Genomic DNA, 13,384 nt, shown 5'->3' with positions numbered 1-13,384 from the left:
GTCTAAGGATTTTCCGGTTTTATAGGCATCTAAAGCATGTTCTGCGGCAATGACGGTTTTTCCGGTTTTGTAAATGGCTTTTCCGCCTTTGAAAGCGCGGCCTGCCCAGCCGACGACCGGGATGAATCCGGCGGCGGCCATCGCTCCTGCAGTGACGCGTTCTGCAGTGGAGAGCTTTTCTCCGGTCACCGGATCAACGCCTTCGGCTGCTCTTTTATAATCATAATAGCCGGTGACTTCGCCGGTAAAGTTGCAGATACCGTCCCATGTTTTTTCGTACCATGGTTTATTGGCTTCTTCTTCAGCCTTTTCCTGAAGCCGTCTTGCTTCGGCCTGCTGGGCTTTTGCGTCAATATAGTCCGTTCCCTGTTTTTCTGTCGCCATGACGCTTTTGTAGATTTCATTGCTGTGGAAGGCTTTTTTGTCATAGTACATAGGGGATGCGCTTTTCCCGTTGCTGGTGGCCTGCATGAGAACGGAATATTTGCTGAGTACTGCGTTGTCCAGAGATTCTAAGTTTTGATATTCAGCGGTCAGGGATTCATCAAGCGTATCGACTGCCGTGATCGTGTCGCGTCTGGTTTTCTGGGCATCGCCCATTTTATCAGCGTAATCATCCAGCGTATATGTGTCGAGATGAATAATATCGCTGATGCCTGACAAAATTGAATCGATTTCTGCTTTATGAGCGGAGACAATCTCTGAAGCTTTCAAATCCGCGTTGGGCAGCTCATGCTCCAAAAATGAAGTCTCCACATATGTATCGCTGAGTTCTTGATCTTTAATGTCACCTGAAATGCCATTTAAAAACGCAATTTGAGCAGAGACAAGCGTCAGCCAGCTGTCGGCGATTTCCGCTTGTCCCTGAAAAAAATCTTTTATATTGTCTGCGCCTTTCCCTTTCAAAGCATCACCCAGATCGGCCATGCCTTGAAAGGCTTGTTTGAGCGCACGCAGCTGCTCTTCAAGGGCTTCGTATTGTTTCTTTCTCTTATCTGCTTCGTCCGTTAACGATTGTGATTCAAACACTTTGCTCATCGGCAAGTCCTTTCTTTCGTTATTTTACGGCGATCGCCTCGTCCTGTTCTTTCAAAGAATCTACGTTGTCTTTAACGTCCGCGATATTCTTATGAACGGCCTGCTTGTATTCGCTGATCATCGATACAAGCTTTGCCTCGCGGGATTGGTATTTGGAGGTATAGTCGAGCTTGTTTTTTCCGTTTGAACCGGCGTTCCCGATCGAAACGGCCTCCAAAGCGCTGCTGACGGATTCAAGCTGCTTCATGACAGCTCCGTATTTGAGTTTTATTTCTGCCATTAAAACCAACTCCAGCTTCTTTTGATTGATTGTATTTTTTCTCCGACTGTGTCAAGGGCTTCTTCTCCTAGCGTCAGCAGGTGCTCTGCCTCTCTCGCGATGCTTCTGGCGGCAAGGAGCCCTCCTTTTTCAATTTCAAGCTGTGTCATCTTTAAGCCGATTCGGTAAATATAACCGTCGTATTTGTCTGTAACGATTCTGTATGCTTCTGTATGGGCCTGATCGCGCCGGTCATCAAATTCTTCAGCAAAAGTGCCGGTCCAATGATGATCCAGGTGAGGCCTGAGGATGTCCCTGATTTCAGACACGCCCTCTTCCTGCAGAGATTCTATCTCTCTTTTCGCTTCTTTTAATTTATCAATTTGGTGTTCAACCTCGCCCAGTTTATGGCTGATTGTGCTGTTAATATGGCTTAATGTGCTTGAATGGCTCATCTTTTTCACCTCGTCTTACGCAAAAAGTCGTACAAAAAGCACAGACTTTTCCATACTATATTTCCATATATTATATTTTAAAATAGACAGAAAGCAGCTTAAATAGGTTAAATGGCTTATTTTCAGCAGCCGAGATGTTCATCATTAACGCCAAAAGACTCACATAAACGGCATATCCATTCATTGATCTCCTCTATGTATCCATGATAAATTCCCTAAAAAAAAGGAGACAGTGATTAACCGTCTCCTTTGCCTTGTATCATGATCATCATACTGTCGTTAACTGCAGTCCCAGTTGTACAAAACGTTCGAGAAATCTTTTTTCTTCAAATCTTCCGGTCTGATAAAGAAATTGGCGATTCCCACATCTCCCCACATCGAATCAATGTCATCATCTGAATCAATTTGCAAAAGCAGAATCGTATGGTTTTGATGGGAGTAAGACCGCGGATCTTCCTGGGTGAAGGACGCATAGCCGCCGATTTTATGGCCGAATGCGTTCGCCGTATATTCGTCATACACCTCATCGTCAAACTGCTCGAAATAGTCAAAGGCATCCATCCCGGCATACTGCCTGAATTGAAAATCAGACGGGAGCACCCATTCAGCAGACAGCTCAGGGGTGATCAGCGCTTCGGATTGAATCGGAAAATCGTACTCCTCTTCAACCTGAACGAAAGAAAAATCATCCATGAGCTCCGCTTCTTCTGCTGTCACATGTTCAAAATATTTAACGCAGAAACCCGTTTGCGCGCACCCGTCGTCAAAATTCAAACCGTATACGTCATCACTGACCGATATGTAAAACTGAAGAATGCCGGTGTCCGGAAAATCAGGGAGTCCGGGCATATCCGCAAAATTGATTTGAGCGAGAAGCTTCATCGGCCTGCCGCTTTCATCTTCAGGATATGGTTCATGTTTCGGAAAATAGGGGTCTCCGGCAATTTTACTGTCATACCGTCCCGTTTCAGCTTTTTTGACGTGCAGTTTGATAAAAGGCCGTGCTGACGTTTCCAGCAGACCGCGGGATGATTCCATTGCTTCGGCAATTTCCATGTGTTTTCCACGATTAATATCCCCTTCGTCTCTAATGATTGTATGATAAAAGGCCGGCGCGGTCCGCCGGCCTTTCAAGTGACAGAATCAGTCTGAGGCACGACGGCTCTTCTTCCGATTGAGATATATTCCACGCCCGCCTTTTCCGCTTCCTCAAGCGAGTGGCAGTTTCTCCCGTCGAAAATAACCGGGGTTTCCATCAGCTCTTTGTACGCTTCAAGCGGAAAATGTTTAATTTGTTCCCAATCTGTCAGAATCAGGACGGCATCCGCTCCCCTGACGGCTTCTTCTATGGACTCCCGATAGGAAACCGCAGCCGGAAGCAGCCCGGAAGCCCGGAATGAAGCAATCGGATCGTAAGCTGTCATCCGGGCATCAAGAGCCGCCAGACGATCCGCAATGACAATGGACGGCGCATCCCGCATATCATCTGTATTCGGCTTAAAAGACAGCCCTAATAACGCGATGGTTTTCCCCGTCACACCGCCGAGCCTGTTCAGCACTTTATCAACCAGCATGGACTGCTGGTTATTGTTGACCTTAATGACGGACTTCAGCAATTCAAAATCATGCTCCACATGTCCTGCGATCTGCACGAGGGCGTTTGTATCCTTCGGAAAACAGGAACCGCCGTAACCGATGCCGGCTCTTAAGAATTGATTGCCGATCCGTTTATCCAATCCCATTCCGTGTGCGACTGATTCCACATCCGCACCGACTTTTTCACATATATGAGAAATTTCATTAATAAAACTGATTTTTGCCGCTAAAAATGCGTTTGACGCATATTTGATCATCTCAGCGCTTCTGATGTCCGTATGATATACCGGAATCGCAAGCGGCGCGAAAACCCGGTCAAGCGTTTCCCGCGTCTGCCGGTCTTCAGCCCCGATCACGATGCGGTCGCCGTGAAAGGTATCGTGAATCGCCGAACCTTCACGGAGAAATTCCGGATTCGAGGCGATTGAAATGTTCACGTCCGCTTTCAGCCTTGAATGAATAACTTCTCTGATCCTGTCATTCGTTCCCACGGGAACCGTGCTTTTTGTCACAACGATCGCATCTTTAGAAATATGTTCGGCAATCCGTTCGGCGACATTTTCAATATAAGTAAGGTTTGCGTGCCCGTCTTCTTTTTGCGGCGTTCCGACCGCTATAAAAATAACGTCCGCTTCCGCAAGCCCTTTTTCGTAGCTCGTTTCAAATGCCAGCCGATGCCGGCCGATATTTCGTTTCATCATATCTTCAAGACCCGGTTCAAAGATAGGGGACAATCCCTTTCTCATCTGCTCAACCTTACGTTCGTCAATATCTATGCATGTTACGTCATGGCCGATTTCTGAAAGAGACACTCCTGTCACAAGACCGACGTAGCCTGTTCCGATCACTGTTATTTTCATCGTGTTCCCCCAACCGTTTAGAAATTGCTGCTGGGCAGCTTACCGTTATTATCATATGATCCCGGCGCCGGCTGAATGCCGGAGCCTGAGGTCATGATAGGAAAAAACGGCGCCGGCCGCTGATAATAAGCATAAGCATAAAAGAATCATCTTGCAAAACAGCCGCTTACGCTTCATTTAAACGGGATGGAGACGACGATTAAAAAAGACCCCAGCGCTTACGGCGGGCCACAGGCAGCGGAGGTTCCTTATAAACGGCTTTGTTTTCAGCGAGAAGCGCCGCATTTTCCGTGAGCATGTAAATCAGCTCCGCCCCTCCTTCTTTTTTCAGAACGCCGAGCGCCTCCTGATAATAAAAATTTCTCGGTCCGAGATTATGGGCGTCAGATGCGAGAAAGTGGATCAAATTCGCTTCAATCAGCTGCAGCGAAAAGGATTTCGCTTTCCGCCCGAATGCTCCGGCAATGCAGCCGGCCGTTACTTGGGCGGCCGCGCCTTTCTTCACAAGACTGTATAGGACGGAAGGGTTTTCGCGAATTTCTCTGTTCCGCTCCGGATGGGCGATGACGGGGACATATCCGTTCAGCTGCAGTTCATAAAACAGCCTTTCAGCGTAGGCCGGGACATGATCCGCCGGAAATTCCGCCAGCACATACTTCGTATTATGGAGCGGGACAAGCGAGCCGCTTTGAAGACCTGCCAGCAGATCTCCGTCTATTCTGATTTCCTGGCCGGGCAGAACAGTCAGCGGTATGCCTTCCTTGTTCAAACGTTTGTTTAACAGGCTGACCGCTTCGTTGACCGTATGCCGGTCCGTGTCATAGCGGTATTTCACATGATGCGGCGTCGCGATGATCGTATCAATCCCCTGTCTGACCGCTTCTCTCGCCATCTTCAGACTTTCTGTATCATCCGCCGCGCCGTCGTCTATGGAAGGAAGGATGTGACAATGGATATCTATCATATTTCAATCCCTCCTTAAAAAGAATGGACCGCGCCCATTGTGACATTATTGTCCGTAGTAGGCGTAGTCCGAATGTTTCGTTTGTTTCTTCCCGTTCATCACGGCTCCAAGGAGCTTGCACGGGCAGTAATCGAGTGCTTCTTTCGCCTTGGCCGCTTTTTCCTTGTCCGTTTTCCCGCTCGAGATCACCATAATAGCCCCGTCAGTGTAACTGCCTAATATTTTCGTATCGGCTACGGCCAAAACGGGAGGCGTATCCAAAATCACTTTATCATAAACTGCGCCGGCTTCTGACAGAAGATCTTTCATGGCACCCGTCGATAAAAGCTCCGCCGGATTGGGCGGGATCGGCCCGCTCGTTAAAATATCCAGGTTTGCTTCATCAGCCGGCAGGACGGCTTTCTGAAACGGCATCTGTTTTAACAGCAGCGACGTTAATCCGGTTCCGTTGTCCAATTTGAAGGTGAAATGAACCGTCGGTTTGCGCAGATCCGCATCAATTAAAAGCACTTTTTTCCCCTGCTGTGCAAATACGACGGCAAGGTTGGCCGCGGTTGTCGATTTTCCTTCTTCCGGGCCGGCGGATGTGATCAAAAGGGACTTCACCTCCGTATCAACGGAAGAAAATTCAATGTTTGTGCGGATCGTGCGATATTGTTCTGAGTTGATGGATTTCGGCTCAGACATCGCAATCACGCTTCGTTTTCCGAGTTTGTCTTTTTTACGCGTCAACATGTCCGCCCCCCGCTTGTTTGGTTTCCGCCATCCTCAAGTTTTTGGCAACGCTGTCTTTAGTACTGATTGAAGTAACCGTTCCCAGGACCGGGATGCCGAGCAGCGATTCCAGCTGTTCTTCCGACTTGATCGTATTATCCAGATGTTCCAGCAAAAAGGCGAGACCGATTCCGCCCAAAAGTCCGGCGGCAAACGCAATCGCGATGTTCAGCTTACGGTTAGGCTCTGCCGGTGACTGGCTGTCCGCCGCTTCGGCCTTTGAAAGGATGCTGACATTATCCACGTTCATGATGGCGGTGATCTTGTCCTGAAAAACGGCTGCAACCGCATTTGCCATAACGGCCGCCCGCTTAGCATCCGTATCCCTCACGGCGATCGTCACGACTTGTGAATCCTGCTCGCTGGACACCGTGATTTTCGATTCCAGCTCTTTCGAAGTCATGGACAGATTCAGCTGTTTAATCACCTCATCGAGGATGACCGGGCTTTTGATGATGACATTATACGTGTTGATTAATTGGAGGTTGGTTTGAACGTCATTGAATTGGACTTCTTTTTGATTGTTTTTGGATTGACTGACCAAAATTTGAGTTGAGTTTTCATAGACCGGCGTAAGAGCGAAGAAACTGATGAGTCCGCCTGCGGCAGATGCCGCCGCGGTAATAATAAGTATAAACAGCAGACGCTTTCTCAGTATTGCGAATATTTCCTTTATGCTTGTAGATTCTCCCATATAACCTCCATATCACTTTCCGCGTATTCCCATTCCCTCCAATGATCTTTTCCAATTACGATTATACAGCTTTAAACTGTCATTTCTAACCTTTTCAAATGACAAAATTCGACAAAAATAGACAATCACTTCAATCTGTTTTATTTTTGTAAACGCTTTAAATACTGGTGTTACAGGAAGATTAAAAAATCCCGCGGCCAAGAGCCTGCGGGATTTTATGTTGCATATCCATTTTTAATATAAGAAATCAAATTCTCAAGCATTTCTTTTGTGGTCATCTCAGAGGACTGCTCACCGATGTCGTGCGCATGCATTAAAATCTTCAGAAACTCCTCTTGATCTAACTTCGTTTTCTTCATCATTCGTTTCCTTTCGGCTTCCATTAAATTGAAAACAAGATTATTATATGCTGTCGGGTGCTGTTTTGCAATCTCTAATACATCATTCGACACATTCGGGTTTTTATGTCCTTTTTTAGGAAAAACTTTTTCCGGGCCATGTGTTGCGATATAATAGAGGAATTGGAATCTTTTTATTTTGTGACTCGTTAGGAGCGATAATCATGCTTCAGGATATGATTGCTAAAGAAGATGTGCTCGCAGCGGCTGAACAGCTTAAAGAACTTCTTCCTTACAATGAAGACAATGTTCAGCTGATGAAGAAAGCACTCATTTTATATCGGCAGGATTCCGTCTATCGTATACAGGTTCAAACCCCGACAGAGATTTCCGCATATGTGCAGGATGTTGTGCCTGTAAGGGTCACGCTGAACTTATTTTTCATGGTGAAAAGCGGCTGCGCATGCCCGTCTGAGGCGATCTGCCGCCACGTGCTGGCCGTTTTTCTTTACGTATATGCCCAATTCGAGCGGGTCGGTACCTTTACCGAACATTGGCTGGAAAGAGAAAAGCTTGAGGAAAGCAGGGAGCTTGTCCGCCGGCAGTTTCAGGAAAAAGTGCTGCCGAATGAAGAGTCGCTGTCAAGCTGGCTCGCTTTTTTTGATTCGGAATTCTCGCTGTGGGAGGCGCGGACGCCGGCCGGAAGCCAGACGATGCAGGGCCTTTATTACGGCTATCTGTCAGCGCTCAAAAAACACGCCCCGAAAAAACCCGAGCTTAAAAGCTTATATCAGATTCATTCGGCGCTTGCCGTCTGGCTTCACATGTTCACTTTGATTGAGTCAGGCAGATTGGATGCCGAAAAAGATTATTACAGCATCAATCCATACGTGGAACAGCTGATGGATACAATTTATTCCTCCATTGACAGACTGAAAACGTACGCCTTGTCTTTTTCACTCGATCCTTTTTTAGACCGGACGCCTCCGGTGCTCCGCAGACTGCTTGTGAAAGAAGAGCTTTTTCAATACGAACGCCTCCGGGTATTCGGTGAAATGTGGAGCGCGCTTTTGAACCGTCCGAAATGGGTCGCGCGTGAACAGGAGATTCTCGAACAGGAAAGCGGGCGCCGTTTTTCACCGGAAGTGCGGTTCGGACGGCTTCATCTGGCCTTTTTACAAAAAGATGATGAAGCGGTCTTTGAAGATATGTCCCGCTTCCCTCCTGAAGCGCTGCCGTATACCTTTCAATGGCTCGGTGAACTCACCGCGAAAAAAGACTGGAAACGGCTGAAAACATGGTATGGCCGGATCGAGCCGCTTGCCGTGAACTATACGAAGCTTGATAAGCCGTTTAAAGAAATGCGCGACATTATCGGAGAGCTGTTTGCGCTATTGGCGGATTATGCGCGGCACTCACGGGATGATCAGCTGTTTGAACGGTTTGCTTCCGGCTGCCTTCCCTATACCTTTACCGAATACAGCCAGTACCTGTACGAAAAACGGCGGTACGCGGAGTGGGTGGAGATTCACAGCCTCGTCGGTTTTTCCGTCTGGGAAATCGAAAAGGACATCCTGAAGGAAATTGCCGCCAGTGATCCGGAAGCGCTCATCCCCTCCTATCACCGGGCGGCGGCCTTTTTTATCGATCAAAAAAACCGCAGCGCCTATAAAGAGGCTGCACGCCATCTGAAAAAACTGCGGACGCTTTATAAAAAGGCAAAAAAACAGCAGGTATGGGAGCGGTATATCAGCCGGCTGAGCGCAAGTTACAAGAGGCTGCGCGCCCTTCAAGAAGAATTGCAGAAAGGAAAGTTGATTGATGGCGAGTCTTAAGGAAATTTTCATTCATGTAGAACAAATGGAAGATTGGACATTTACGCTGTCAAGCCATGATGAGAAGGAGCAGCCGCTTACTCTCAGTCAGATGAAGACTCATTTGTTCCAATGGCATGAGTCCACCTTTTACGGAACGTTTCTTGAAGACGTCAGCTTCATCGGCACTCCGGCCGTTCTGCTCAGCCCGTGGATGACCGTCGAGCTGCTCGGAAAAAATTCGTTCAATTCATTCAGCACCGTGCAGCTGACAAAGGAAACGGAACCATTAATCGAAGCGGCTTCGACGATATACGAATTTATTGCCGACGGCGATTTTCTTCCGGATTATGAGGCTTGGCAAAATGGCGTCCTGCGCTTCAAAGACCGCGAGCTTTTGCTGGAGGGCTTTACGGCAGACTGGTTCTCAGCCGCGGTCCAGGACTACATTCAGTACAATGATGACCTGCTGGAAAAATGGCGGCAGATCGAAACCCGCTCACCGGCCGTTCATACGTTTAAAGGCTCCTTTTTGGATGAAGATGATTTTCTCGAGGGAATCGGCTGGCATGACGATGTGACGCCGTTTACCGTCGGGCTCCGATTAAACGAGCCTGATTTTGACGGTGACGACTGGAAAATCGAAATGTTTTTACGTGAGAAAAAAACCGGCTCCATCACCTTTTTCGACGGACTGAAGGGACTGAAAAAAGCGTGGCAGGCATACAGCGGAAAAATCGCGCGCGAACAGGACCGCTTCCGCAGAACGGTTCCCTGGCTTTCGTTTGATTCAGGAACGACGCTGATTTCTGAAGAAGAGGCATGGATCTTCTTATCGGAAGCGAGTGAGACGCTTGTCGATATGGGTGTGGAGATTCTTCTCCCATCATGGTGGCAGATTGTCCGGGACAGCAATATGATGCTCAAGGCGAAAGTGTCATCCTCCCCGCGGGGCGAGTCCTTCGTCGGCATGAATGCTCTGCTTGATTTCAACTGGAGATTCGCCACAAACGGAATTGAGCTGACAGAGGATGAATTCAATGAGCTCGTCGCAAACAACAGACGTCTCGTCAACATCCGCGGCCAATGGGTGAAAATTGATCCTCAATTCATTAAACAAATGAAAAAACTGATGGAAAAAGCGGAATCTGAGGGCCTCCACATGTCCGACGTGCTGGCGCGCGAACTGATGGATCACGGGGAAAACGGAGCCGAGGACACAGACATCATTGACTCATCGGCATTTGCCGGGATCAAGATCGAATTATCAAAGCAGCTCAGAAGCCTGATCCGCAAACTGACGGAAGCCCGGGATCTGCCGGAGCATGAAGTCAGCGCCGCGTTTCAGGGCCAGCTCCGCCCTTATCAGATGTATGGCATGAACTGGCTTCTGTTTTTACGGGAAAACGGCTTCGGCGCCTGTCTCGCAGATGACATGGGACTGGGAAAGACGATTCAGATGATCGCTTATTTTCTCCATGTGAAGGAAAGCGGCCGGCAAAAAGCGCCTGCCTTAATCATTGCGCCGACATCGGTGCTCGGCAACTGGCAGCGTGAGCTCCAGACCTTCGCGCCGCAGCTGAAGGCCATGCTTCATTACGGCCCCCGCCGGCCGAAGGGGGAAGCATTTGTCCCGGCCTATCAGGACGCGGACGTCGTTCTTACTTCTTACGGCCTGTCGCACGCCGATCAGGAAGAGCTTTCTTCCGTGACATGGAGCACCATCTGCCTTGATGAAGCGCAAAATATTAAAAACGCGCATACGAAGCAGTCCCGCGCGATCAGAAAGCTGAAAGGCGTCCATCATATCGCGCTGAGCGGAACACCGATGGAGAACCGCCTGACAGAGCTTTGGTCGATCTTTGATTTTATGAACAAAGGCTATCTCGGCAGTCTGACCGGCTTTCATAAACGCTATGTGCTGCCGATTGAAAAAGACCGTGACGAAAAAAGAATCAACCAGCTTCAGCAGTTAATCCGGCCGTTTTTACTGCGCCGGACAAAACGGGATGAAGAAGTGGCGCTTAATCTTCCTGACAAGCTGGAACAAAAAGAGTTTATCCCGCTCTCAGCCGAACAGGCATCCCTTTATGAACAGCTTGTCAAAGATACATTTGAACATATGGCTTCTCTGACCGGGATGCAGCGGAAAGCGCTGATTCTGAGCATGCTCGGCCGCTTGAAGCAAATATGCGACCATCCTGCGCTCTATTTGAAGGAAGAACAGACAGAGCTGTTAAACGGGAGATCCGTCAAACTGGAAAAGCTGCTTGATTTAATGGCGGCGATCCGCGGACAAGGGGAAAGCTGCCTCATTTTCACCCAATACATTCAGATGGGCAACATGATGAAGCGCCTCCTGGAAAAAGCATTCGGAGAACCGGTTCAGTTTTTAAACGGAAGCCTATCCAAGCAGGAACGCGATTCTCTCGTCGAACGATTCCAGAAGAAAGAATACCCGACGCTGATTTTGTCACTGAAAGCGGGCGGAACCGGCCTGAACCTGACGGCTGCCAATCATGTCATTCACTATGACAGATGGTGGAATCCGGCGGTGGAAAACCAGGCGACCGACCGCGCCTACCGAATCGGCCAGGAACGGTTCGTCCATGTTCACAAACTCATTACGACGGGAACGATTGAAGAAAAAATTGATGCCATGCTCGAAACGAAACAAACGCTGAACGATCAGATTATCCAAAGTGAAAATTGGATTACCGAGCTGTCATCCGCTGAGCTTGAAGAATTATTCACCCTCAGCGCATCAGCGCAATCACATTAAACGCAAAAAGACCGGCTCTCTCAGAAGAGCCGGTCTTTTATGTCGTCCTTACTGTTACGCCGCATTTGCCATGAATGCGTCACGCCAGTCATGAACAGTATCGCCATACCTTTCACAGTAAATTCCTGATCATATGCGCAACGCCGTTTTGATCATTTGTCAATGTAACGGCATCAGCGATCTCTTTAATATCTTCTCTCGCATTCCCCATCGCTATGCCTTTTCCGGCCGCCTTAAGCATTGAATAGTCATTTAAGCTGTCACCGACCGCGGCGGTTTCAGCCATCGGAATGCCGAGCTTTTGCGCCAGCCGTTTGAGCGCCTGCCCTTTAGAGGCGTTTCGAGACGCCAGTTCGAAGTTGTGGTCGGCAGAGCTGACAAGGGTGAGATCTTTCTGACCGCTGAATCGGTCCCAGCCCGCTTTCAGCTTCCGCTCATCAAACGAAAATCCGAGAATATTATAAAAATCCAGATGCTCTTCTTTCTCAAAGAGCTCACGGTATGAATGAATGTAAGCAAAGCCGGATTGACTGTATTGCACTGAAGCCGCCTGTTCCAAAACGGAAAGATCGGTTTCCGGATTGGCGCTTTTCACCCGGTCCATTTCGATATCGAGCAGCTGCCTGCCGGTTTCAGGCGTATAGATGGCTTTGTTTGTAAACACCTCATAGTAATATTGATTCTCTTCAAGCCATGACAAAATGCCGCGGGCTCTTGTTTCTTCAATCGCCTCACAGTGGTACAGGCTGCCGTCAGGAGCATGAATGGCGGCTCCGTTTGCGCTGATAATCCATGTTTTTATACCGAGCGGTTCGAAGATGGAGTGCACATCAAAATGCGCGCGTCCCGTGGAAACCACGATTTCAATTCCCGCTTGCCGGGCTTCCCTTAAAGCCCGCTCATTTTCATCGCTTACTTGATGACTGCTGTTCAGCAGTGTGCCGTCCAGATCTATGGCAATCAGTTTCACATGTCCTCATCCTCTTCTTCAGATTCAGTTACAAGCAATTCTACGCCGTGCCGGTCGAGCAGATCGCAAAAATCCTGATCAGGCAGCCGATCGGTAATCAGCAGGTCAACCTCGTGCAGGTCTGCATACTGATAAAAACTCGTACGGCCAAGCTTGGAGTGATCGCTCAGCGCAATCACCTGTTCCGCCTGTCGGATCATTTTACGCTTTACCATGCCGTCTTCTTCGTGAGGTATCGTCAGGCCGTTTTCCGAGATGCCGACAACGCCGATCAGCACCTTATCGGCATGATAATCCCCCAGTTTTTCTACGACGGAAGCCCCGTATAAAAACCGGTGTTCCTTCTGGAGCTTTCCGCCGAGCAGGTGAATATCAATTCCCTCTTTTGCGGAAAGGATATCGGCCTGATTGATCGAATTTGTAATAACAGTGCAGCCGGTGACATTTAAATGCTCCGCGCAGGCCTGCACGGTTGTCGAGGTGTCCAGAATGATCCGGTCTCCTTTATGGATCAGGGATGCGGCCAGCTTGCCGATTTTGTTTTTCTCTTCAGAAACAGTTTTCAGCCGGCCCGAATAGCCAGGAACTTCCTGATTCACCGACGGCAGAATCGCGCCGCCCCGTGTTCTGATAATGGCCCCGCGCTCTTTCAGCTTTACAAGGTCCCTTCTTGCGGTATCTCTTGAAATATGAAGCAGCGAACATATCTGTTCAGCGGTAATCCGCCGATGCTGTTTCAAATATTCCATTATCGCAATCAGTCTTTCTTCTTGATACACGTCCTCATTCCCTTTTTCGTCACTTATCTGTAAGTAATTATAAGTTTTTATCTCAATATAT

General features: G+C 48.5%; 13 protein-coding genes. 2 read left to right on the top strand and 11 right to left on the bottom strand.

Going from position 1 to position 13,384, the window contains the following annotated elements; all coding sequences use genetic code 11:
* The 9 genes from OTK50_RS15215 to OTK50_RS15175 form a co-directional block, all read right to left on the bottom strand.
* The coding region (locus OTK50_RS15215) for a ribonuclease YeeF family protein (RefSeq protein ID WP_266121917.1) at positions 1-1,038 on the bottom strand (1,038 nt) is incomplete at its 3' end.
* Positions 1,039-1,057: 19 nt separating this feature from the next.
* Positions 1,058-1,318 carry a YwqI/YxiC family protein gene (locus OTK50_RS15210; protein WP_007614257.1) on the bottom strand — a complete coding sequence of 87 codons (261 nt, stop codon included), beginning with the start codon at positions 1,316-1,318 and terminating at the stop codon, positions 1,058-1,060.
* Positions 1,318-1,752, bottom strand: a complete 435-nt coding sequence (locus tag OTK50_RS15205; RefSeq protein ID WP_007407544.1) for a DUF5082 family protein — start codon at positions 1,750-1,752, stop codon at positions 1,318-1,320. The genes OTK50_RS15210 and OTK50_RS15205 overlap by 1 nt, the downstream gene beginning before the upstream one ends.
* 279 nt (positions 1,753-2,031) lie before the next feature.
* On the bottom strand, positions 2,032-2,808 hold the full coding sequence (locus OTK50_RS15200) for a YwqG family protein (RefSeq protein ID WP_396021779.1): 777 nt from the start codon (positions 2,806-2,808) through the stop codon (positions 2,032-2,034).
* 74 nt (positions 2,809-2,882) lie between these two features.
* Positions 2,883-4,208 carry a UDP-glucose dehydrogenase family protein gene (locus OTK50_RS15195; RefSeq protein ID WP_224223876.1) on the bottom strand — a complete coding sequence of 442 codons (1,326 nt, stop codon included), beginning with the start codon at positions 4,206-4,208 and terminating at the stop codon, positions 2,883-2,885.
* Positions 4,209-4,407: 199 nt separating this feature from the next.
* Positions 4,408-5,172 carry a tyrosine-protein phosphatase gene (locus OTK50_RS15190; RefSeq protein WP_105937217.1) on the bottom strand — a complete coding sequence of 255 codons (765 nt, stop codon included), beginning with the start codon at positions 5,170-5,172 and terminating at the stop codon, positions 4,408-4,410.
* A gap of 45 nt (positions 5,173-5,217) precedes the next feature.
* Complete coding sequence (locus OTK50_RS15185) at positions 5,218-5,907, bottom strand: CpsD/CapB family tyrosine-protein kinase (protein WP_021494829.1); 690 nt, start codon at positions 5,905-5,907, stop codon at positions 5,218-5,220.
* The gene (locus tag OTK50_RS15180) at positions 5,894-6,640 is read right to left on the bottom strand and encodes a YveK family protein (protein ID WP_032876005.1); all 747 of its coding nucleotides are present in this window, start codon (positions 6,638-6,640) and stop codon (positions 5,894-5,896) included. The genes OTK50_RS15185 and OTK50_RS15180 overlap by 14 nt, the downstream gene beginning before the upstream one ends.
* Positions 6,641-6,855: 215 nt before the next feature.
* Positions 6,856-6,999: a hypothetical protein gene (locus OTK50_RS15175; RefSeq protein WP_003151259.1), complete on the bottom strand. Its 144-nt coding sequence runs from the start codon at positions 6,997-6,999 to the stop codon at positions 6,856-6,858.
* A gap of 203 nt (positions 7,000-7,202) precedes the next feature.
* Between OTK50_RS15175 and OTK50_RS15170 the strand changes: the two genes are divergently transcribed.
* Both OTK50_RS15170 and OTK50_RS15165 read left to right on the top strand, forming a co-directional pair.
* Positions 7,203-8,813, top strand: a complete 1,611-nt coding sequence (locus OTK50_RS15170) for an SWIM zinc finger family protein (protein ID WP_003151257.1) — start codon at positions 7,203-7,205, stop codon at positions 8,811-8,813.
* The gene (locus OTK50_RS15165; RefSeq protein ID WP_045209094.1) at positions 8,800-11,574 is read left to right on the top strand and encodes a DEAD/DEAH box helicase; all 2,775 of its coding nucleotides are present in this window, start codon (positions 8,800-8,802) and stop codon (positions 11,572-11,574) included. The genes OTK50_RS15170 and OTK50_RS15165 overlap by 14 nt, the downstream gene beginning before the upstream one ends.
* A 112-nt stretch (positions 11,575-11,686) precedes the next feature.
* Here the strand turns inward: OTK50_RS15165 and OTK50_RS15160 are convergent, their stop codons facing one another.
* Both OTK50_RS15160 and OTK50_RS15155 read right to left on the bottom strand, forming a co-directional pair.
* Positions 11,687-12,544 (bottom strand): Cof-type HAD-IIB family hydrolase, encoded by an 858-nt coding sequence (locus OTK50_RS15160; RefSeq protein ID WP_191974025.1) that lies wholly within the window; start codon positions 12,542-12,544, stop codon positions 11,687-11,689.
* The gene (locus tag OTK50_RS15155; RefSeq protein WP_003151250.1) at positions 12,541-13,323 is read right to left on the bottom strand and encodes a DeoR/GlpR family DNA-binding transcription regulator; all 783 of its coding nucleotides are present in this window, start codon (positions 13,321-13,323) and stop codon (positions 12,541-12,543) included. The genes OTK50_RS15160 and OTK50_RS15155 overlap by 4 nt, the downstream gene beginning before the upstream one ends.
* Positions 13,324-13,384 lie beyond the last annotated feature (61 nt).

The organism is Bacillus sp. NEAU-CP5 (assembly GCF_026420705.1).
Lineage (GTDB): Bacteria > Bacillota > Bacilli > Bacillales > Bacillaceae > Bacillus > Bacillus velezensis.
The sequence above is the reverse complement of the archived record's forward strand: the minus strand, read 5'-3'. Positions and strand labels throughout refer to the sequence as shown.